This is a genomic window from Enterobacter sp. HG048 (assembly GCF_024702055.1).
Classification (GTDB): Bacteria; Pseudomonadota; Gammaproteobacteria; order Enterobacterales; family Enterobacteriaceae; genus Enterobacter; species Enterobacter dykesii.
Window position 1 is genome coordinate 25,886 of the sequence record NZ_JANLIZ010000009.1, and the last position, 21,740, is coordinate 47,625.

General features: G+C 56.7%; 20 protein-coding genes and 1 pseudogene. 11 read left to right on the forward strand and 10 right to left on the reverse strand.

All coding sequences use genetic code 11. The features are described 5' to 3' along the window. The first annotated feature begins 1 nt into the window (after window position 1). The 8 genes from citD (at window position 2) to NUX24_RS12305 (ending at window position 8,838) form a co-directional block, all read left to right on the forward strand. Window positions 2–292 (forward strand): citrate lyase acyl carrier protein, encoded by a 291-nt coding sequence (gene citD / locus NUX24_RS12270; RefSeq protein WP_023335831.1) that lies wholly within the window; start codon window positions 2–4, stop codon window positions 290–292. Continuing rightward, a complete protein-coding gene (gene citE, locus NUX24_RS12275; RefSeq protein ID WP_042713724.1) occupies window positions 292–1,167 on the forward strand; it encodes a citrate (pro-3S)-lyase subunit beta in 876 nt (291 codons plus the stop codon). The genes citD and citE overlap by 1 nt, the downstream gene beginning before the upstream one ends. A 30-nt stretch (window positions 1,168–1,197) precedes the next feature. Further along, window positions 1,198–2,718, forward strand: coding sequence for a citrate lyase subunit alpha (gene citF / locus NUX24_RS12280; RefSeq protein ID WP_257831784.1), 1,521 nt, complete (start codon window positions 1,198–1,200; stop codon window positions 2,716–2,718). A 5-nt stretch (window positions 2,719–2,723) separates the two neighbouring features. Then, window positions 2,724–3,263, forward strand: a complete 540-nt coding sequence (gene citX, locus NUX24_RS12285; protein WP_126328608.1) for a citrate lyase holo-[acyl-carrier protein] synthase — start codon at window positions 2,724–2,726, stop codon at window positions 3,261–3,263. Further along, on the forward strand, window positions 3,238–4,113 hold the full coding sequence (citG, locus tag NUX24_RS12290) for a triphosphoribosyl-dephospho-CoA synthase CitG (protein WP_257831787.1): 876 nt from the start codon (window positions 3,238–3,240) through the stop codon (window positions 4,111–4,113). The genes citX and citG overlap by 26 nt, the downstream gene beginning before the upstream one ends. Window positions 4,114–4,140: 27 nt before the next feature. Continuing rightward, window positions 4,141–4,689, forward strand: a complete 549-nt coding sequence (locus NUX24_RS12295) for an alpha/beta hydrolase (protein WP_257831789.1) — start codon at window positions 4,141–4,143, stop codon at window positions 4,687–4,689. Window positions 4,690–4,706: 17 nt separating this feature from the next. Further along, window positions 4,707–7,301, forward strand: coding sequence for a bifunctional aconitate hydratase 2/2-methylisocitrate dehydratase (locus tag NUX24_RS12300; RefSeq protein ID WP_257831791.1), 2,595 nt, complete (start codon window positions 4,707–4,709; stop codon window positions 7,299–7,301). Between the two features lie 97 nt (window positions 7,302–7,398). Next, window positions 7,399–8,838 carry an anion permease gene (locus tag NUX24_RS12305; RefSeq protein WP_257831793.1) on the forward strand — a complete coding sequence of 480 codons (1,440 nt, stop codon included), beginning with the start codon at window positions 7,399–7,401 and terminating at the stop codon, window positions 8,836–8,838. Between the two features lie 57 nt (window positions 8,839–8,895). On the opposite strand, the gene NUX24_RS12310 is transcribed toward NUX24_RS12305, so the two are convergent. Next, the gene (locus NUX24_RS12310; protein ID WP_257831795.1) at window positions 8,896–9,489 is read right to left on the reverse strand and encodes a TetR family transcriptional regulator; all 594 of its coding nucleotides are present in this window, start codon (window positions 9,487–9,489) and stop codon (window positions 8,896–8,898) included. Between the two features lie 116 nt (window positions 9,490–9,605). On the opposite strand from NUX24_RS12310, the gene NUX24_RS12315 reads away from it, so the two are divergent. Both NUX24_RS12315 and NUX24_RS21915 read left to right on the forward strand, forming a co-directional pair. Continuing rightward, window positions 9,606–11,093, forward strand: a complete 1,488-nt coding sequence (locus tag NUX24_RS12315) for an MFS transporter (protein ID WP_126328602.1) — start codon at window positions 9,606–9,608, stop codon at window positions 11,091–11,093. 64 nt (window positions 11,094–11,157) lie between these two features. After that, a pseudogene (locus NUX24_RS21915) lies at window positions 11,158–11,404 on the forward strand (KUP/HAK/KT family potassium transporter); the annotation flags it as partial. A 62-nt stretch (window positions 11,405–11,466) separates the two neighbouring features. Here NUX24_RS21915 and NUX24_RS12325 read toward each other — a convergent pair. Genes NUX24_RS12325 through NUX24_RS12355 form a run of 7 tightly spaced genes read right to left on the reverse strand, consistent with a single transcriptional unit; the run spans window position 11,467 to window position 17,918 of the window. Beyond that, window positions 11,467–12,693, reverse strand: coding sequence for a Zn-dependent hydrolase (locus tag NUX24_RS12325; protein WP_257831797.1), 1,227 nt, complete (start codon window positions 12,691–12,693; stop codon window positions 11,467–11,469). Next, the gene (locus NUX24_RS12330) at window positions 12,690–13,172 is read right to left on the reverse strand and encodes an L-2-amino-thiazoline-4-carboxylic acid hydrolase (protein ID WP_257831799.1); all 483 of its coding nucleotides are present in this window, start codon (window positions 13,170–13,172) and stop codon (window positions 12,690–12,692) included. The genes NUX24_RS12325 and NUX24_RS12330 overlap by 4 nt, the downstream gene beginning before the upstream one ends. An 18-nt stretch (window positions 13,173–13,190) precedes the next feature. Further along, window positions 13,191–14,348: a branched-chain amino acid ABC transporter substrate-binding protein gene (locus NUX24_RS12335; protein ID WP_257831801.1), complete on the reverse strand. Its 1,158-nt coding sequence runs from the start codon at window positions 14,346–14,348 to the stop codon at window positions 13,191–13,193. 28 nt (window positions 14,349–14,376) lie between these two features. Continuing rightward, window positions 14,377–15,096: an ABC transporter ATP-binding protein gene (locus NUX24_RS12340; RefSeq protein ID WP_257831803.1), complete on the reverse strand. Its 720-nt coding sequence runs from the start codon at window positions 15,094–15,096 to the stop codon at window positions 14,377–14,379. Further along, a complete protein-coding gene (locus NUX24_RS12345) occupies window positions 15,089–15,856 on the reverse strand; it encodes an ABC transporter ATP-binding protein (RefSeq protein ID WP_257831805.1) in 768 nt (255 codons plus the stop codon). The genes NUX24_RS12340 and NUX24_RS12345 overlap by 8 nt, the downstream gene beginning before the upstream one ends. Continuing rightward, complete coding sequence (locus NUX24_RS12350; protein WP_257831807.1) at window positions 15,853–16,959, reverse strand: branched-chain amino acid ABC transporter permease; 1,107 nt, start codon at window positions 16,957–16,959, stop codon at window positions 15,853–15,855. Before NUX24_RS12350 ends, NUX24_RS12345 begins: the two co-directional genes overlap by 4 nt. A gap of 8 nt (window positions 16,960–16,967) precedes the next feature. Next, window positions 16,968–17,918 carry a branched-chain amino acid ABC transporter permease gene (locus NUX24_RS12355; RefSeq protein ID WP_047651002.1) on the reverse strand — a complete coding sequence of 317 codons (951 nt, stop codon included), beginning with the start codon at window positions 17,916–17,918 and terminating at the stop codon, window positions 16,968–16,970. A gap of 170 nt (window positions 17,919–18,088) precedes the next feature. Here NUX24_RS12355 and NUX24_RS12360 point away from each other — a divergent pair, with 170 nt between their 5' ends. Continuing rightward, a complete protein-coding gene (locus tag NUX24_RS12360) occupies window positions 18,089–19,033 on the forward strand; it encodes a LysR substrate-binding domain-containing protein (RefSeq protein ID WP_257831810.1) in 945 nt (314 codons plus the stop codon). A 55-nt stretch (window positions 19,034–19,088) separates the two neighbouring features. Here NUX24_RS12360 and NUX24_RS12365 read toward each other — a convergent pair whose 3' ends face one another. Beyond that, window positions 19,089–20,198: a porin OmpC gene (locus NUX24_RS12365; RefSeq protein ID WP_047651000.1), complete on the reverse strand. Its 1,110-nt coding sequence runs from the start codon at window positions 20,196–20,198 to the stop codon at window positions 19,089–19,091. A gap of 629 nt (window positions 20,199–20,827) precedes the next feature. After that, the gene (gene yddG, locus NUX24_RS12370; RefSeq protein ID WP_257831813.1) at window positions 20,828–21,706 is read right to left on the reverse strand and encodes an aromatic amino acid DMT transporter YddG; all 879 of its coding nucleotides are present in this window, start codon (window positions 21,704–21,706) and stop codon (window positions 20,828–20,830) included. Window positions 21,707–21,740: the final 34 nt, after the last annotated feature.

The following is a 21,740-nucleotide window of genomic DNA, read 5'->3' on the forward strand; positions in this document are numbered from 1 at the left end:
TATGAAAATTGTGCAAGCCGCAATGGCGGGAACGCTGGAGTCCAGCGACCTGATGGTCAAGGTCAGTCCCGTCGAGAGCGGGCTGGATGTGGTCATCCAGAGCGAAGTGTATAAGCAATTTGGCGACCGAATTACTGAGGTTGTCAATGAAACCCTGGCCGCGTTCAACATTGAGCAAGGGCTTGTCGTTATTGATGATAAAGGTGCGCTGGACTGCGTGATCCGCGCCCGCGTGCAGGCTGCTCTGCTCAGAGGAATGGCCCGGGAAGACATTGCATGGGAAACGTTATAATGAAAAAGTTACGCCGCAGTATGTTATTTATTCCCGGTTCGAGTGCCGCCATGCTATCAACGGCATTTATCTACAAGCCTGATTCCATAATGTTTGATCTGGAAGATGCCGTTGCGCTAAAAGAAAAAGACAGCGCCCGCCTTCTGGTATTTCACGCCCTGCAACACCCGATGTACAACGATATTGAAACCGTTGTCAGAATTAATCCGCTGAATACGCCTTTTGGATTAAAAGATCTGGAAGCTGCCGTCAGGGCAGGCGTCGATGTCATTCGTTTACCCAAAACCGATTCCCCGGAAGATATTCATCAGCTCGAACGTGAAATCGTCCGCATTGAAGAAACCTGCGGACGTCCCGTTGGCTCAACGAAATTAATGGCGGCGATAGAATCTGCGGTTGGCGTGATTAACGCTGTCGCCATTGCGAAATCCTCCGACCGCCTGATGGGTATTGCGCTGGCCGCCTTTGACTACGTGATGGATATGCAAACCGAGCGGGGCGACGGAACGGAGCTGTTCTATGCCCGCTGCGCCGTATTACATGCCGCGCGCGGAGCCGGTATTGACGCCTTCGACGTGGTGTACGCCGATGTGAACGACGAGGCCGGTTTCCTGAAAGAAGTGGATCTCATCCGCCGGATGGGCTTCAACGGAAAATCGCTGATTAACCCACGACAAATTGAAATTCTTCATAACGCCTACGCGCCAACGCAGGAAGAGGTGGATTATGCAGAGCGCGTGCTTGCCGCCGCAGAGGAGGGTGAACGCAACGGACTGGGGGTGATTTCGCTGAACGGAAAAATGATCGATGCGCCAATCATCAACCATGCCCGCGTCGTGATCGAACGTAAAAATGCCTCCGGCATTCGTCAGTAATCCCCTTTATCGCAAGCGACAGGATGAAAAATGAAAAACCAAACTGAAACCCTGCACCACATTCCTGGCTCTCGCCGTGAGTACGTCGCCTTCAGCGGCGCTAACGCGACGACGCCTTATCTTGCTGACAGCCAGCAAAAGTATCAGCGCAAACTCTTTGCCAGCGTGGACGATGTGCTGGCCCGCTGCGATTTGCATGACGGCATGACCGTCTCTTTTCATCACGCCTTTCGTGAAGGGGATAAGGTCATCAATTACGTGATGGATAAGCTGGCCCAGCGCGGCTTAAAGGGGATCACGCTCGCGTCCAGCTCGCTGATGTCGTGCAATTCGCCACTTATCGCGCACATTCGCAACGGCGTGATCGGCAAAATCTACACCTCCGGGATGCGCGGCGAACTGGCGGATGCGATTTCGCACGGGCTGATGGACGAGCCGGTGCAGATCCACTCCCACGGCGGGCGGGTGAATTTGATTCAGCAGGGCGAAATTGCCATTGATGTCGCGTTTCTGGCGGTCTCATGCAGCGACGAATACGGCAATGCCAGCGGCAACGGCGGCACGTCGCAGTGCGGCTCTCTCGGCTATGCGATGGTTGACGCGAAATATGCCAGAAAGGTGGTCTTGCTCACCGAAACCCTGAAGCCGTTCCCCAACCTGCCAGCCAGTATCGTTCAGGATCAGGTTGACTATGTTGTGCAGATTGAGAGCGTCGGCGACCCGGCAAAAATCAGCGTCGGCGCCGCCAGGGTGACCAGTAATCCGCGCGAGCTGATGATTGCCCGCTCTGCGGCCGACGTTATCGAACACTCCGGCTACTTCCGCGACGGCTTTTCCATTCAGACCGGTTCAGGGGCGGCGTCAACCGCCTGCACGCGGTTTATGGAAACCCGCATGCGCAAGCACAATATTGTCGCCCGCTTCGCGCTCGGCGGGATCACCGGCAGCATTGTCGATCTGCATCAGAAAGGGTTAATTGAAAAGATCCTCGATACGCAAAGCTTTGACGGCGCGGCAGCGGCCTCCATGACCATCAATCCCGACCACGTGGAGATCTCCACCAACGTGTATGCGAACCCGGCCGCAAAAGCCGCCTGCTGCGACAGGGTGGACGTGGTCATCCTCAGCGCGCTGGAGGTGGACACCCAGTTCAACGTTAACGTCCTGACCGGCTCCGACGGCGTGATGCGCGGCGCGTCGGGCGGACACTGCGACGTCGCCGCGGCGGCAAATCTCACCATCGTGGTTGCGCCGCTGATCCGCAGCCGCATTCCTACCGTCGTCAGGCAGGTCACCACCCTGGTGACGCCGGGCGAAAGTATCGACGTTTTGGTTACCGATCACGGCATTGCCGTTAACCCGGCACGCCCGGAAATTCGCGAACGCCTGATTAACGCCGGGCTGTCCGTTGTCGACATCGACGCGTTGTATCAAAGGGCGCTGCTCATCTCGGGTGAACCTAAGTCTGTTGAGTTCACTGACCGCATCGTCGGCGTGGTGCGCTACCGCGACGGCAGCGTGATTGACGTGGTTCGTCAGGTGAAGGAGTAATCGTCATGACGGATAAAGCCTCGAACGCGAAAGTCTCTCTGGAACAGGTGTTAAGCGCCAGAGAGCAGCGAGCCCGTCGCCAGCAGGCGTGGCTGTTTCAGTCGGAACATACGGTTGTATCCGTCACGCTGGTCTGGCCGGGGGAGGTGAAGGATACCGACCTGGCCAGACGGGTGATGGCCGCCGCGAATCAGGCGCTCGGCGAAGTATTCCGCACCCATCAGTGGACGGTGTGCCGGCATCAGATCCTGCAGCCGGTCTCCGGCCCCGAAGCGCTCTGGTCGGTGTCGGCACCCGCGTGGATGATAAAACACGTCACGGCGCATCTGGAAGATAACCATCCTCTGGGGCGCCTGTGGGACATCGACGTGCTTTGTCCGAAAAAGGGGCTGCTGAAAAGAAACGCCATCCAGCAGCCGATGCGCAGTTGCTTTATCTGTCATGAACCGGCCCACGTTTGCTCTCGTGCGCGGCGTCATTCGCAGGCCGAACTCGCGCGCATAATCGAGGAGTTAACCGATGACTACTTCGCTTGCCAGATGTAAAGCGCCAGACGTTCAGCGCACCTTCGCTGAGCTGGCTGCCGAGGCAATGTATCGGGAAATTCGCTTAACCCCGAAGCCGGGTCTGGTGGATCGCGTAAACAGCGGGGCGCATAGCGACATGGATTTTGCGCTGTTCATGACCAGCATTGCGGCGATTGCGCCCTGGTTCTCAACGTTCTTTAGCGTTGGCAGAGAGACGGCTCGTCTTGCTGGCCCGCAAACGCTGCGAGCCATAAGACCGACCGGCCTGGCCTGCGAGCAGGCGATGTTTAACGCGACCGGCGGGGTGAATACCCATAAAGGCGGGATCTTCTCGCTGGGGCTGCTGTGCGCCGCGGCGGGACGTCTGACACAAAGGGATGAAACGCTCACGCAGCGCAGTTTATGCCGTGAGACCCGCATTATCTGTACCGGCATCGTTGAGCAGGAGCTGAAAACCACCGGCATCGCCAGAACGAAGGGCGAGCAGCAGTTCCAGACATACGGATTTACCGGGGCGAGAGGGGAAGCGGCCAGCGGTTTTATGACCGTTCGCCAGGCGGGTCTCCCGCACCTGCACACCGCGTTAGGTCAGGGCGAATTCGAAGACGTGGCGCTCTTAAGGATGCTGCTGGGTTTGATGGCGGCGAATCCGGATACCAACCTGGTTTCCCGTGGGGGAATAAAAGGTCTGAGCTACGCCAGACGCTATTCGAGGCGGTTATTAAAAATAAAACGTCTCCCGGCGGATAAATTGGTTAACGCGCTGCTCAGAATGGACGCGGAATTTATTAAACGCAATTTAAGCCCCGGCGGTAGCGCCGATCTTATTTCCGTTGGCTGGCTATTGTCGCAGTTGCCACCCGAATAATCGCGAATAGCGTAACAGGAAAACCTCATGATTGAACAACGCCTGCAGCAGCTCAGTAAGGTGTACACCCTTGTTCTGGTCCCGGGTCTCAGAGACAGCGATGAACATCACTGGCAAAGTTGCTGGGGGCGGCGTTTTCCCTTCTGGAAACGGATCCAGCAGAAAAACTGGTTAGAGCCCGATATCGAAAATTGGGTCTCGGCCATTACCCGCGAGCTGGCAATGTGCCCGCTGCCCGCCATTCTCGTCGGCCACAGCTTTGGCGCGCTGGCGTCCTGTCGGCTGCTGCAAACGCGGCGGATAAACGTAGCCGGGGTGGTGATGGTCGCACCGGCAGAGCCTGCTTTTTTCAGACTTGAAGAGGCCATTCAGCCAACGCCATTACCCGTCCCCTGCATGATATTTGCCAGCCGAAACGATCCACTGATGCCTTTTGCGCGCGCTCACTTTTGGGCATCGCGCTGGCGTGGCCATCTCATCGATATCGGGGAGGCCGGACACATTAATTCTGAGTCCGGTTTTGGCGAATGGCCATACGGACTCGAACGATTAACTGAATTTTGCGAACAACTTTAGCTTTAACAGGAGAACCTATGTTAGATGATTATCATCAGCACCAGAAAGCGCGCGCTGAATCGGGTATTCCGGCGAAACCGTTAACGGCGGAACAAACCGATGCACTTATTCATTGTTTAATAAATGATGCGTCCGCATATCATGCACAATTATTGGATTTATTAACCCACAGCGTTCCGCCGGGGGTTGATCCTGCGGCAAAGCTAAAAGCCGATTTTTTATTTAAGGTGGCATTGCAGGAATACCATGTTAACGGGCTTTCTCCCGACGCGGCCACAACGCTGCTGGGGTCTATGCAGGGTGGCTATAACGTCCAGCCGCTGATTGAGCTTCTTGATCATCCGAACCTCGCGCCGCTGGCCGCCGAGCAGCTCTCTTCTACCATCCTGATCTTTGAAAAATTCAGCCTGGTGGAAGCCAAAGCGAAGAGCGGCAACGTCCGGGCAAAAGAGGTGCTTCACTCCTGGGCAAATGCCGATTGGTTCACGCTCCGTCCGGCCATGCCTGAAAAAATTACCCTGAAGGTGTTTAAGGTTCCCGGCGAGACCAATACCGACGATTTGTCTCCGGCACCGGAGGCGTGGTCACGTCCGGATATTCCGCTGCACGCGCTCTCCATGCTCAGTAACGTCAGGGAAGGGGTTACGCCTGATGAGCCCGGCGTGCGTGGCCCTTTGCGCCAGCTGGCAGAACTGAAAGCGTCGGGCCGGCCGCTGGCGTACGTCGGTGACGTCGTGGGGACCGGCTCCTCACGTAAATCCGCCACCAACTCCATTCTGTGGCACATCGGGAACGACATTCAGTACGTGCCGAATAAACGTAACGGCGGGTTTGTGTTTGGCGGCAAAATCGCGCCTATTTTCTTCAACACCCTGGAAGATTCCGGCGCGCTGCCGGTAGAGATGGATGTCTCCGCGCTGACGACCGGGATGCTGATCGATCTTTACCCGTACAAGGGCGAAATTCGTGAGACAGAAAGCCAGCGGCTGGTGACGACTTTTACCCTGAAAACCGAGGTGCTGCTGGACGAAGTGCGCGCCGGCGGGCGGATCCCGTTAATTATCGGACGCAGCCTGACGGCGAAAGCGCGGGAATCACTGAAGCTTGAGCCTTCAGCGGTATTCCGCACGCCCGCTTCACCTGCGCCATCCGCAACCGGCTTTACGCTGGCGCAGAAAATGGTGGGTAAAGCCTGCGGCGTGGCGGGGATCCGCCCGGGACAGTATTGCGAGCCAAAAATCACTACCGTCGGTTCTCAGGACACCACCGGCGGAATGACGCGCGACGAGCTGACCGACCTTGCCTGCCTCACGTTTTCAGCCGATCTGGTGATGCAGTCTTTCTGCCATACCTCTGCGTACCCTAAGCCGGTAGATGTCCAGCTGCATGAAACCCTGCCGCAGTTTATCACCCGACGGAATGGGGTGGCGCTTAGGCCGGGCGACGGCATCATCCACTCCTGGCTTAACCGCATGCTGCTGCCGGATACGGTAGGCACGGGTGCCGACTCCCATACCCGCTTCCCGCTGGGGATCTCCTTCCCGGGCGGCTCCGGGCTGGTTGCGTTCGCCGCCGCAACCGGCATTATGCCGTTGGATATGCCTGAATCTGTGCTGGTGCGCTTTAAGGGCGAGATGCAGAAAGGGATCACCCTGCGCGACCTGGTGCATGCCATTCCGCTCTACGCCAGAAAGCAGGGACTGTTGACGGTCGAGAAAAAGAATAAGCGCAACGTTTTCTCGGGCCGGATCCTCGAAATTGAAGGCCTGGAAACATTAAGCGCAGAGCAGGCGTTTGAACTGGCTGACGCCTCCGCCGAACGGTCCGCCGCCGCGTGCGTTATGCGCCTGGCGGAAGAGAATGTCGCGCAATATCTTCGCTCCAATGCGGCTCTTCTGCGCTGGATGGTTAAGCAGGGATACGAGAACGCCGCCACGCTTGAACGACGCATTGCTGAAATCGAGGCGTGGCTGGCTAACCCGTCGCTGCTCCGCGCCGATCCTGACGCGGAATATGCGGCAGTCATTGAGATCGATCTCAATGAAATCACCGAGCCGGTGGTCTGCGCCCCGAACGATCCGGACGATGCCCGGTTACTTTCGGAAGTTGCCTGCACTCCTGTCGAAGAGGTCTTCATTGGCTCCTGCATGACAAATATCGGTCACTTCCGCGCTGCGGGTGAAATCATGGCCGGTGCCAGCGAAAACCAGGCGCGTTTGTGGCTCGCACCGCCGACAAAAATGGATGCCCAACAGCTCTCCCGCGAGGGCTATTTTAATCAGTTTATTAAAGCGGGGGCGAGAATCGAGCCTGCGGGCTGTTCCCTGTGCATGGGGAACCAGGCGAGGGTGCGTGAAGGGAGTAGCGTGGTATCAACGTCCACCCGAAATTTCCCGCATCGTCTGGGAACGAATGCGAAAGTATTCCTTGCCTCAGCTGAATTAAGCACCGTCGCGGCCATGCTGGGAAAAATGCCAACCGTGGAAGAATATTTTGACTATACGAATAAACTTCATGATGCGCATGAAAATATCTATCGCTATCTCAGTTTTGATACTCTTGCCGAATATCAGCTCAATGAAAGTGTTAATATCAATACTGTTAGTGTGTAATTGTCATTTTTATATTTGATAAACGATATTTTATCGGTGGGGGCTTCTCTCAGGAGCGGCCTCCGCTATTCAGGGACCCTTTTCTCATGGGTGAGATATGCTTAACTCCAATGTTTTAAAAATAATCTTACTTGCCGTAATAATATTTTTATCAATATTTATTCCTCCACCTGATGGGTTAACCAAAGAGGCGTGGATACTGGCAGGTATATATCTTTCGGCCATCGTTGGGCTGGTCATTAAACCCTATCCTGAACCCGTCATCATGCTGGTCGCGGTCGCATTGACCTGTTTTACCGTGACCAAATTCCCCGATTCTCCCGTGAAATCCATGGACGTTCTTAGCGGATACGCCTCAGGCACAACCTGGCTGGTGTTTAGCGCCTTTACGCTTAGCGCGGCGTTTGTCACCACCGGTCTGGGGAAACGGATTGCTTACTGGTTTATCCTGAAATTTGGCAGCACGACGCTGAGGCTGGGTTATGTAACCGCCTTGCTGGATTTGGTGCTGGCACCCGCCACGCCCTCAAATACCGCGCGGGCAGGTGGAGTGGTTTTCCCTATTATTAACAGTATCGCGACGGTATTAGGCTCAACGCCACAAGAGTCACCGCGCAAGGCCGGCCGTTATTTAATGGTCAATGTCTATATGGTGACTAAAACGACCAGCTATATGTTTTTAACCGGTTTTGCCGGGAACGCGTTAGCGCTACAGCTTATTTCCGACATTTTCCATATTCATATTAGCTGGATCGGTTGGATGCTGGCGGGTGCACCGTTGGGGTTATTGATGCTGTGTATTATCCCCTATATTTGTTACCGCGTTGCCTCGCCGGAAATTAAAAAGATTGATAATGTCGCGATTGCTACCAACGGTCTGCAAAGCCTCGGTGCAATGAGCCTCAAAGAGAAGGGGCTGGTGGTGATTTTTATCGCCGCGTTATTAGGCTGGATCTTCTCGCGTCACCTTGGGCTAAATGAATCCGCCGTCGCCATTATCGCGATGGGGGCAGCGCTGCTGTTTAATATTATCGGCTGGAGCGATGTACAGAAAAACAAAGGCGGCTGGAATACCCTCATGTGGTACGGGGGCATCATCGGTCTGAGCGCTACGCTGAGCAAGGAGGGATTTTTCCGCTGGCTGGCTGATTTCCTGTCAACGCACCTCGATTTTCTCAGCGCGGGGAATATGACCATCGTTATTATCGTGTTTCTCAGCGTGCTGGTTCGCTATTTCTTTGCCTCCGGCGGGGCGTACGTCGCGGCGATGGTGCCGGTCTTTGCCACCGTGGGGCTGGTCACCGGAACGGCACCCGTTCTGCTTGCCCTCGCCATTCTGTTTTCCAACTCTTATGGGGGTTGCATCACGCACTATGGCGGCGCAGCGGGGCCGATTATCTTCGCCGCCGGATATAACGACATCAGGTCATGGTGGACAATAGGCACGCTCGTGGCGCTGTGCACGTTTTTAATCCACATGTTCCTCGGCATTCCCTGGTGGGGTTTCCTGATGCAGCACGGCATGCTGCAGTCTTAACGGGCCAGGAGACGGTAAAACGCAGGCCGGGTAGGGCGTCGCCGCCACCCGGCAACATCACTGATGAGACGGGCCAGAAAACAGCTCGAGCGTGATTAATGTATCAAGATGGTTGTTAAAGGCGGCTTCGTCCATTTCAGGCATGTTTAAGATATACATTCCGTCAAGGCCGCACACCAGACCAATCAAGCGCCAGGCAATATTTTCCGCCCGATCGCCCGGATGAAATGCTCCGGCCTCCGTTCCTGCTTTGATAAGCGCCACTGTTTCCTGGTGCCACATCTCCATAGTCATCACATACGCGCCTTTGATGTCGGCATCACGGCTGGCCAGGAGCTGCGCCTCACGCCACAGGCGAATATAGGGCTCAAACCTACCGTCATCGCTGCCGAGCATGGCATGGAGCTGTTCCCGCCAGCCGGCCTGTTTACCCGCAACATCGGCATCCAGCAGCTCGCGAATCAACCGTACGAAGGCCAGCGATTTTAATTCCCCGCCGGAGGTAAAATGATGGTGAACCTGTCCGGTCGCGACTCCGGCTTCAGCCGCAACGCGGCGTACCGTCATTGCCGCCAGTCCTTCTGCCAGCGCCACGCGCATGGCGGCCTGTAAGATGGCTTCCCGCCGTTCATCCTTGCTCAGATATCGCATCTTTACTCACTCTCAATGGGAATGAAACGAGTGTAACAAAAAGCTGGACACTCGTTCAACTTTACGTAGGATCGCATCCTGGACATGTGTCCATGTTTTGAAAGAAAAGGAAATTTATGTTTCGTCAGTGGTTAGCGTTAGTGATTATCGTGCTGGTGTATATCCCGGTGGCGATCGACGCGACGGTGCTGCACGTGGCGGCGCCAACATTGAGCATGACGCTGGGTGCCAGCGGTAACGAATTATTGTGGATCATCGATATCTACTCGCTGGTGATGGCGGGGATGGTGCTGCCGATGGGCGCCCTGGGTGATCGCATCGGTTTTAAACGCCTGCTCATGATTGGCAGCACGCTGTTTGGCCTGTCGTCGCTCGCGGCAGCGTTTGCCCCGTCAGCAGGGTGGCTGATTGCGGCGCGCGCCTCGCTGGCAATCGGCGCGGCGATGATTATTCCGGCTACGCTTGCCGGGATCCGCACGCTGTTTATCGACGCGCGGGATCGGAATATTGCGCTCGGCGTCTGGGCTGCGGTGGGATCCGGTGGCGCGGCGTTTGGTCCGCTGATTGGCGGTATGCTGCTCGAGCATTTTTACTGGGGATCGGTGTTTTTAATCAACGTGCCGATTGTGCTGGTGGTGGTTTCGCTGGCCGCGCGTTTTGTGCCACCTCAGCAGGGGCGCCCGGAGCAGCCGCTGAATATCAGCCATGCCGTTATGCTGATTGTGGCGGTTTTGCTGCTGGTCTACAGCGCCAAAACCGCGTTAAAAGGCGCGCTGTCACCGTGGCTGGTCGCCTCCGCGCTGGTGACCGGCTCGGTGCTGCTGTTTATCTTCGTGCGTATTCAGCTCCGCGCTCGCGTACCGATGATCGACATGCGTCTGTTCTGCCATCGCATCATTTTGAGCGGCGTGGTGATGGCGATGACCGCCATGATTGCCCTGGTCGGGTTTGAGCTGCTGATGGCCCAGGAGCTGCAGTTTGTTCATGGCTTTACGCCGTTTGAAGCGGGAATGTTCATGCTGCCGCTGATGGTGGCGAGCGGGTTTAGCGGCCCGATCGCGGGTGTGCTGGTGGGGCGTTTAGGGCTACGCATCGTCGCGGCTGGCGGAATGGGGCTCAGCGCCGTTAGCTTTATCGGCCTGTCGATGCTTGATTTCAGCACGCAGCAGCTGCTGGCTTCTGCCCTGATGGTTCTGCTCGGCTTTAGCGCCGCCAGCGCGCTGCTGGCCTCGACCTCGGCGATTATGGCCGCTGCGCCGAAAGAGAAAGCCGCCGCTGCGGGGGCCATTGAAACCATGTCCTATGAGCTGGGCGCCGGGCTGGGGATCGCCATCTTTGGTCTGCTGTTGACCCGCAGCTTCTCGGCTTCAATTGACCTGCCGCAGGGGCTGAACGCCTCGCTCGTCGATAAGGCCTCGTCATCCATTGGTGAGGCGATGAAGGTGGCGCAGGATCTGACCCCGACGCTGGCGGAGCCGGTGATTGAGGCCGCGAAAAGCGCGTTTATCACCTCGCACAGCGTGGCGCTGGGCAGCGCGGGCGGCATGCTGCTGTTGCTGGCAGTGGGGATCTGGTTCAGCCTGGCGAAGGTCAAGCCGCAGTAATACAGGGCGCGCGGTTGGGGCAGATGGGCTATGTTTTTTATAGGATTATCTGACTCTTGCTGGAAAATATGCCGCCTTCGCCATACGAATTGATAATCATGGCGAGGGGGCATCATGGCCCTGATGTCGCTTCAGGTGGAGAGAGGCAAAGGCGGGCGCTGTTTCTTCTTCAGCCTTTTGGCACTGCGCGAATAGGGAAAATATTTGGCCCGCTCATGGCGCTGTGGTTTTTGGCGATTGCTGCGCTGGGCGTGCGAGGGATCGTTCAACACCCGTCGGTATTGATGGCCCTCAACCCTGCGTACGGCATCTCAGCCGACGCGTTGCCGTGTAGATTCTGGCGAAAGCAGAGCTCCTCTGCTTTCGCACCGTTCTATCTCTCCAGGGCCGCGGACAGGACGCTATGCAATAGCACATTCGCCCCTTTCTCCGACCACTCTGGCAGGATCCTTTCCGCTTCGTTATGGCTGATGCCTTTCACGCAGGGGATAAAGATCATGCTGGCGGGCGCTATTTTGCTGACATAGCAGGCGTCGTGTCCCGCCCCGGAGACCATCGGTTTCGACGAATAGCCCAGTTTCGCCACGGCCTTTTCCGAACGCGCCAGGCATTCGACATCAAACGCAATGGGCGCGTAGTCAAAAATGCGCTCAACGGCAGCAGCGACGCCGCGCAGGCTGAGGCTTTCAGCCACTTTATGCAGCGCCGCTTCCATGGCTTCCAGCGCCTGCTGCATAGGGTGGCGAAACTCAACGCTGCATTCCACGCGGGACGGCACAACGTTGCGCGAGTTTGGCGTTACCTTCGCCATACCGATCGTCGCGCGTCCGTCCGGGGCATGCCGATAGCCAATCTCTTCCACCTTCAGCGCCAGCTCTGCGAAGGCGGTCAGCGCGTCGCGGCGGCTGTGCATCGGCGTCGTGCCCGCGTGGGCGGCGAATCCGTCCATCGTCAGGGTAAACCAGCGCTGGCCCATTGCCGCGCGGACTAACCCGATATCGATGGCCTCATCTTCCAGGATCGGGCCCTGTTCGATGTGCAGTTCGTAGCAGGCGTGAACGGGAAACGCGCGGGCAGGGGTTTCACCCCGGTAGCCAATGCTCTCCAGCGCTTCGCCCACGGTGATGCCATCGTTATCCGCGCGGGCATGGGCGTACGCTTCGCTAAACTGTCCCGTCCAGACCCCTGAAGAGAGCATGGCTGGCGCAAAGCGCGCGCCTTCTTCGTTAGTCCAGTTCACCAGCACAACATCACGTTCAGTCTCAACGTTATGGTCGTTAAGGGTTCGCAGCAGCTCCAGCCCGGCCAGCACGCCGTAAACCCCGTCGTAGTTACCGCCCAGCGGCTGGGTATCCACATGTGAACCGGTCATGACCGGGGCAAGCTGCGGGTTTTTCCCCGCGCGACGGATAAACATATTGCCCATGCTGTCGACCTCGCAGGTGAAACCCGCGTCCAGCGCCCAGTCGCGCAGCAGGTTACGCGCAATACGATCCTCCTCGCTCAGCGCCAGACGGGTCACGCCGCCGGCGGGCGTGCCGCCGATCTGCGCCATCATCTCAAGCGTTGACCACAGCCGTTCGGCGTTGACGCGGATCATGGCTTATCCTTACTGCTGCGATAGCGAAAATCACAGCACGCGCCGCCCTGCATGATGGTGGTCGTGCGGGTCAGCTTCACGTCCGGCGCATAGCCAACGATGAATTTTTCATCGCGCGCGCAGGAGAGCAGATGACCAATCTCGCCCAGCCCCATTTCGTGATACATCTCCGCGTAGCGACAGCGGGTCACGTTGTAGTTGTACTGCTGGTCGTCGGCGTCGATCACCTTCACGTCCAGGGCGTTATCTTTCTCCCACAGATACTGCAGGGCGATGAAGCTCTTGACGTCCGTGCCGTTGGGTTCTTTGCTGGCAAACGCTTTGCCTGCGTCAATCGCGGCCCGCTCAATGGCCTCGCCAATGACCGCCTGGGCGCGGGTTTTCCCTATCTCGCGCACCAGGATTTCATAAATTGGCTTGATAATTTCTGCTTCAATTTTGCGGCGGGCGAGAATGCCCAGCTCGTTATTATCACTCATCACATTGCCCTCGCTGCGTTACTTCGCTTTTGCGCCACCCAGCACGGTCTGCGGCTGCCATTTGCCGTCGACAACTTTGTAAACGGTGAAGGACGGCGATTTCAGGTTACCTTCTTTATCAAACGCGATCTGGCCGGTGACGCCGGAGTAGCTAATGGCGCGCAGGGCGGGCAGATAGTCGGACGGCTCAACGGAGTCTGCTTTTTCCATCGCCGCAACCAGCACGCGGGTGGCGTCATAGGCGAACGGGGCGTGCAGTTCGATATGGGTGTGGTAGCGGGACTGATAGGCCTGTTCGAATGACTTTCCTCCCGGCATCTGGTCAACGGGCAGACCCGGCTCAAGCGCCACCACGCCTTCGCCTTCTTTCTGCGCCAGCTGCAGGAACGTCTGGCTGACAAATCCGCCTGCGCCCATCAGGGTGGCGTTCATGCCCAGCTGTTTGATACGACGCGCCAGCGGTGCGGCCTGGCTGTCGACGCCGCCGAAGAAGATCAGATCGGCGTTTTTACTCCGGATGGCGGTCAGCACGGCGCTGAAGTCCACCGTTTTGTCATCAACGTACTGACGATCGACAACCTTCACGCCCTGCGCTTCAAGGGATTTAATGAACTGGTCCGCCAGTCCCTGACCAAAGGCGGTACGGTCGTCGATCACCGCAATGCGTTTGGCTTTCAGCGTATTGACCGCGTACTGGCCGGCTAGCTGACCGCCGTCGTCGTCGTGGCCCATCACGCGGAAGCTGGTATCAAAACCCTGTTTGGTATAGGCGTGACCGGTCGCGACCGGTGCCACCTGTGCGATGCCCGCATCGTGATAGACGCGTGCGGCAGGAATGCTGGTACCGGTGTTCCAGTGACCGACAACGCCCGCCACGCCGCTATCCACCAGACGCTGCGCCACGGCCACGGCGGTGCGCGGGTCGGACTGATCGTCTTCGGACTGCAGTTTGAAGGTCACCGCTTTGCCGCCGATGGTCGGGTGCTGCTTGTTAATATCGTCAATGGCCAGCTGCGCGCCGTTCTCCAGATCCTTACCGATACGGGCAGACGGGCCGGTGAGCGGGCCTGCCAGACCGATAACCACGGTTTCACCGTCGGCGGCCCAGGCTCCGGTAGAGGCAACGCTGCTGAGCAGAATAGCGGCGCTGAGCGCACTGATTTTTACTGTTTTCATTGTATTTCCCTGATGTTGGCTGGTGTTGTTAAACGGGCATTTCGCCCAAATAAATCTGTGCAATCTGGTCGTCATTGAGCAGCGCTTTCGATTCGCCGTGATGGACAATGCTGCCGCTGTCCATCACCCACGCGCTGTCGGTGACTTCCAGCGCGAGACGGGCGTTTTGTTCGATGAGCAGCAGGGCAACGCCGCGCTCGCGCAGGCCGGCAATGACGGCAAAAATGTTCTCGACCATCTTCGGGGCAAGGCCCATCGAGGGTTCGTCGAGGATCAGCAGGCGCGGGCGGCTGAGCAGGGCGCGGTTAAGGGCCAGCAGCTGTTGCTCACCGCCGGACAGCAGGCCGGCGAGCTGATGCTGGCGTTCGCCCAGGCGCGGGAAGCGCTCGAAGATCTCGTTCATCTCGCGCTTAATTGTGACAGCGTCACGCCTGAGCCAGGCGCCCATCTGCAGGTTTTCCAGCACCGTCATTCGGGAGAAGATCCCCCGGCCTTCCGGGACCATCACCAGACCGTCACGGAGCAGGGTTTCGGGCCTGTGCTTACGCACCGCTTTACCGTTGAATTCAATACGGCCGCTAAAGCTTTCCAGCCCGGTAATGGCGCGCACGGTGGAGCTTTTCCCCGCGCCGTTAGCACCGATCAGCGTAGCCTGTTCGCCCTCGTGCAGGGTAAAAGAGACATCGCGTACGGCCTGAATGCCGCCGTAATGCACGTCCACACGTTCAACCTTCAGTAATTCAGACATGGGCGTTGCCTCCAAGCCAGGCGGCGATCACTGCCGGGTCGCGACGCACGCGCTCCGGCGTGCCGCTGGCGAGCGTTTTGCCGTAATCAAGCACCGTCAGGCGATCGCAGATGCCCATCACCAGCTTGACGTCATGTTCAATCATCAGCAGGGTTTTGCCGTCATCGCGCAGGCGAATAAGCAGCTCGCCGAGCGCCACTTTTTCCGCTGCGTTCATCCCGGCGGCGGGTTCGTCCAGCGCCAGCAGCAGCGGATCCGTTGCCAGCGCGCGGGCAATCTCCAGACGGCGCTGATGGCCATACGCCAGATCGCAGGCGCGGTAGTGGGCGAACTTGGCAATGCCGGTGTACTCCAGCCAGTGCCAGGCCAGCTCCCGGGTCTGCTTCTCCTCTTCGCGAGCGCGTTTGTGACGGCTCAACGCGGCCCACAGGCCGTTACGGGTGCGCACGTGGCGGCCCACCATCACGTTTTCCAGCACCGACATGTCGTTAAAGAGACGCACGTTCTGGAAGGTGCGCGCGATCCCTGCGGCGGTGACTTTCTCAATGTGCTTTGGAAAATAGGGCTTATCGGCAATGGAAAATTCACCGCTGTCCGCCGGATAAAGCCCGGTGATCAGGTTAAAACAGGTGGTTTTTCCCGCCCCGTTAGGACCAATCAGGCCGTAGATCTCGCCCTTGTTCACGGCGATCGAAACGTCATCCACGGCGGTAAGCCCGCCGAAGCGTTTGGACATGTTGCGTACGGTTAACAGACTCATGTATTCAGCTCCTTGTGGCGTACCGGCCAGATCCCGGCAGGACGCACCAGCATGACCAGCACCAGCGCCAGGCCGTAGAACAGCTGACGCAGCACTTCCGGGTCAATCAGTACCGTACCGAACAGCGCCTGCTGAACCGGGGCTGCCTGACTGCGCAGCAGTTCCGGCAGGGCGGTGAGCAGTATCGCGCCGAGGATCACGCCCGGAATGTGTCCCATCCCGCCCAGCACCACCATCGCCAGCACGGCAATGGATTCCTGTAACGTGAAGGATTCCGGGGAGACAAAGCCCTGGAACGCGCCGAACAGGGCTCCCGCCACGCCGCCAAAAGAGGCACCCATCGCAAAGGCCAGCAGCTTATAGTTACGCACGTTGATGCCCATCGCGCGGGCCACATCCTCATCTTCACGGATGGCGTGCCAGGCGCGGCCAATACGGGAATGCTGCAGGCGCAGGCAGACAAAGATAATCGCCACAATCACCAGCATCAGCAGGTAGTACCACAGCCACAGGGCGGGCACTTTGAAACCAAACCAGTGGTATACGCCGCTGAACTTCAGGCCGAACAGATTCAGCGTATCCACCCCGGTAATGCCCTTTGCACCGTTGGTGATGTTCACCGGACGGTCGAGGTTGCGCATCAGGATGCGGATGATTTCTCCAAAGCCGAGGGTCACTATCGCCAGGTAGTCCCCGCGCAGCTTCAGCGTGGGAGCACCCAGTAAAATGCCGCAGACCGCAGCGACGAGCGCCGCCAGCGGAATAATCAGCAGATATGAGGTGTGCAGCCCGTCCGGGAACCAGACGTTGAAGATCGGGAAAACCTCCAGCAGGTGTGGCGAGGCCATCAGCGCGGCGAGATAGGCGCCGACCGCGTAAAAGGCGATAAACCCCATATCCAGCAGGCCGGTATAGCCCACCACAATGTTAAGCCCCAGCGCCAGCATGATGTAGAGCAGGGCGAAGTCGATAACGCGTACCCAGTAGTTGCCGCCAAGCTGCGTGGCCACCACGGGGGCAACCAGCAGCGCGAGGCAGAACAGAACCATGCCTGACCAGAATTTGCCCGTCGCCGCCGGGGTTTGTAGTTGAAGCGTTGTCATTGTTTCCCTCACGCCCTGTGCGCTACGCGCTCGCCCAGCAGGCCTGCCGGACGGAAGACAAGCACCAGGATCAGCACCATAAAGGCAAAGACGTCCTGATAGTTGCTGCCGAAGACGCCGTGGGTCAGTTCACCCAGGTAGCCTGCGCCCAGCGCTTCGATGATGCCGAGCAGGATCCCGCCAATCATTGCGCCACGAATGTTACCAATGCCTCCCAGCACGGCGGCGGTAAAGGCTTTGATCCCGGGCAAAAAGCCCATCGAGAAGCTGGCGTTGCCGTAGTTGCTGGCCATCATGACGCCTGCCAGCGCGGCAAATACGCCGCCAATGGCGAACGTCAGGGTAATAATGGCATTGGGATTAACCCCCATCAGCGTGGCCACGCGCGGGTTTTCCGCCACGGCGCGCATGCCGCGGCCCAGGCGGGTGTATTCCACCAGCAGCCATAGCCCCGTCATCACCGCAAGCGCCAGCGCCACGGTAACAATGCCGGTGACGGTCACAATGGCGGGGGGATGTTGTTCACTTCCTGACGTCACGGCGATCGGTTCCATGGGCAGGATCTGCGGGAACATCAGCGGATTGCGCGTCCAGATAATCATCGCCACGGTTTGCAGCAGGACCGAGACGCCGATACCCGAAATAAGCGGTGCCAGGCGCGGGGCGTTGCGCAGTCGACGATAGGCAAAGCGCTCCACGGCCATTGCCAGCAGGGCGCAAACGGCCATGGCAATCACCAGGGCAACGCCAAGCTGCAACAGCAGCGGCATGTGAGGAAAGGTAGTGTTCAGGGCGTTAATGGCGGAAAGGGTGGTGAGCGCACCGACCATCAGAATATCGCCGTGAGCAAAGTTAATAATGCGCAAGATGCCATACACCATGGTATAGCCCAGCGCGATCAGCGCGTAAATGCTTCCCAGCATCACACCGTTGATCAGTTGTTGTATGAGTGTATCCAACGTCTGTTCCCGCAAAGTCTTCTTTCTGCGGCTACCATCCAATAAATGAATTTAATTGTAAAATACACATATATTATTTCTTATGATAATCCGATATTGTTTTATCTTAATGATTTATATAAAGATAATGTAATCGCGTTTTCAGGTGAAAAGCCTAAAGAAATCAACATATGAATAAAACAGAACAATCGGTGGGTTTGCCTGCGTATGCAGACAGCCGTCTGGCAAACGATCCGCCGCTTCGGGCCGTCCGGGCCTTTGAGGCCATCGCCCGGCTGGGCAGCGTCACGCTTGCCGCGCAGGAGCTGGATATCTCACCGTCGGCGGTCAGCCATCAGCTCAAGGTGCTCGAAGGGTATCTGCAAATGCCGCTGACGGAGCGTCAGGGGCGCAGACTGGTGCTGAGCCAGCACGGACGGGAATATTACCGCTCGATCCGTGCGGCGTTTAACGTGCTGCGCCAGGCAACGGAGCATCTGGCAGAGCAGGCGCAAACGCGTCAGGTCACCATCAGCCTGATCCCGCTTTTTGGCATGGGGTGGTTTATCCCGCGTCTGCCTGATTTTATGCGTGCCAATCCGCAGACCGAGATCAACGTAGTGTATGCCAACCACCGTAACTATCTGAGCGATGCGTCGGATATGTCGATTCGTTTTGGTAACGGCCAGTGGGCGGGCTATCAGAGCGAAAAGCTGATTTCCGGACAGATGGTGCCGGTGTGCAGCCGCGCGTTTTTGCGCATTCATGGCCACATCGACACGCCTGAGCAACTGCAGCAAATGCCGCTGCTGCATGATGAGGAGCGCACCACGTGGCCGCAGTGGTTTCTGCTGCAGGGGGTAAAACGATCTCTGCGGCGCAGCGGCCCTCTGTTTGAAGACGGTCTGTTGACGCTGGCGGGCGTGCAGGCCGGGCTGGGCTGCGCGCTGATGCGCGAGCCGCTGATCGCGCCTTATCTTGAGAGCGGCGAGCTGGTGAAGATATTTGACTTACCCATTGATGACGGGCGCGACTATCACCTCTGCGTTCGTTCAGATTCAGAGATGACCGAGGACGGTAAGCTGCTGCAAAACTGGCTGCGTCGGGCGGCGAGCGGGGAGCCGTCATCCGGGTAAAAGCGACGGATAAAAAAAAGCCAGCTTATTCAGCTGGCTTTTGTACAGACAAGATTTAGAACTGGTAGGTCAGACCCAGCGCAACGATGTTGTCGGTACCGATGCCTGCCTGGCGAGTGAACTGGTTGTCGTCGAGCAGGTTGATTTTGTAATCCACATAGGTGGACATGTTTTTGTTAAAATAGTAGGTCGTGCCAACATCGATGTATTTAACCAGATCCTGGTCGCCGAAGTTTTCGATGTCTTTACCTTTGGACTGCAGGTAAGCAATGGATGGACGCAGGCCAAAGTCGAACTGATACTGAGCCACAACTTCGAAGTTTTGCGCCTTGTTTGCAAAGCCGTAAATGTCGGTACGCTTGTTGTTAGAGGTACCGAAGCGGGTTGCGTTATAGGTCTGAGAGTACTGCGCAGCAAGGTAAATGTTGTTCGCGTCGTATTTCACGCCACCGCTGTACACTTCCGCGCGGTCGCCTTCACCGTATACGCCAGCCGCATTCTGGTCAGCGGTACGACGTGAAGAGGACATTGCGCCACCCACGCTGAAGCCTTCACCCAGATCGTAAGTCAGGGACGCGCCGTAACCGTCGCCGTTCTGGTTCAGCAGGCTGCGGCCGCTGGTGTTTTCACCGCTTACGCTGCCGTTTTTGCCCTGATACTGCAGAGCAAAGTTCAGACCGTCAACCAGACCAAAGAAGTCCTGGTTACGGTAGGTCGCAACGCCGTTTGCACGAGACTGCAGGAAGTTGTCGGCACCGTAGGTGTCGCCGCCGAATTCTGGCAGAACGTCGGTCCAGGAGGTCACGTCGTAAATCACGCCGTAGTTACGACCGTAATCAAAGGAGCCTGCTTCAGCAAACTTCAGACCTGCAAACGCCACACGGGTCCAGGACTGGTTGTCGCCTTCGTCTTTGTTACCCTGAATCTGGTATTCCCACTGGCCGTAGCCGGACAGCTGGTCGTTAACCTGGGTTTCGCCCTTGAAGCCGATACGCATGTAGGTTTTATCGCCATCTGCGCCAGCGTCATCAGAGAAATAGTGCAGACCTGTTACTTTACCGTACAGATCCAGCTTGTTACCGTCTTTGTTGTAAATTTCGGCAGCGTTAACAACGCCTGCTGCCAGCATGGAAGTGACTGCCACTGCAACTAATTTAAGTTTCATCTTAAATGTTCCTTATAATTTTTTTGAGTATTTCCTGAACCACTGTGAACGATTTCTAAACGAGGCTGCTCGTCAATGGCATGCTATTTTTAAAAATGTCGTAGTCTTATTTCAATAATAAGTTTCAAAATATTAGAGATAATTTCAATTAGTGTGATCTCGATCGTGCAAAAAGGCGATTATTCAAACAATACGATCGAATTTCATACGATTAATAATTATGTATTCTGCGGGACTATTGCTATCGCTATAATTTCTGCGTGTTTTAATCTATTGCGTTAGATTTCGGTATTGTCGATGCTTTGAGAGGGGTGCTATTACTGTTTTGACTTAATAACAGTAGGTTAGGGGTAAATTACGACGTATATTGCGAATGTTATCATGAACACGTCACAAATGAATTATTGCACTCAATGCTATCCATGGCGTTAATATTCGCGGTTTATTAATTTCACAATGTTGTCAGTTTGTGTCAATTATCTTTTCGACCGTTTACAGAAGACACCAAATATAAACCGAATTTAAACGAAAATACGATAATTATGATAAATATTCTGAGGGGCGATCACACTTTAAATTTATGTTAATTATGTTGCCGGGCTGAAATTCGCCCGGCCGTTGGAGAAGCATTATTTTCTTGTTGCGTACCAGCAGAGCAACGACCCGGCGCAGACCATCAGCGCGCCCTGCCAGAACGAGAATGAGAGAGGCGAACTCAGCACTGCAGCGGCAAGCGCCGCGGAGAGAACGGGGGTAAAATAGGATACGGCAGCGAGTACCGTGACGTTACCGTGAAGAATGCCAATATTCCATGCGGCGTAACCAAACCCAAGCGCGATACCGCACATGACGAGCTTCACGACCACCGGGAGCGTGAACACCATCTCGGGCTGATCGCTCAGGGCATATTTCACCCACAGGCTCAGCGCGGTCAGCAAAACAAACAGCGTAATGCCGTTTTGTCCTTTCGCAAATTTGCTGGTGACCGTGCAGTAGGCGGCCCAGATAAATGCCCCGGCAAACGCCAGCGCGTAGCTCAGCGGGCTGGAAACGATATTGCGGGTTATTTCATCAAGATGTAAACCCTGTCCACCGCCCAATACCCAGCACACGCCCAGCAGCGAAATGACCAGGCCGGGGATCACCCACAGGGTCGATTTCTGCCCGTTGAACAAGATGGCAAACACAATGGTCAGGCTTGGCCAAAGGTAATTGACCATGCCCACTTCAATCGCCTGCGATCGCGTTGCGGCATAGCCCAGCGACAGCGCCAGGCATATTTCGTAGCTGACAAATAAAACGCTGCCGGCAATAAGATAGCGAGGTGAAAACCGCCTGATATCAGGAAATCCTACCGTCACCAGACACAGTAATCCGCTCAGCGTGTAGATCATCGCCGCGCCGCCTACCGGGCCCAGTCCCTCACTCACGCTGCGAATAAGGCCGACCATGGTGCTCCATAGCAGTATTGCTGCCAGCCCAATAAGCGTTGCTCTCTTTCTGTCCATTACTTCGCCATTGCCATAAAAATCAGAGCAAAAA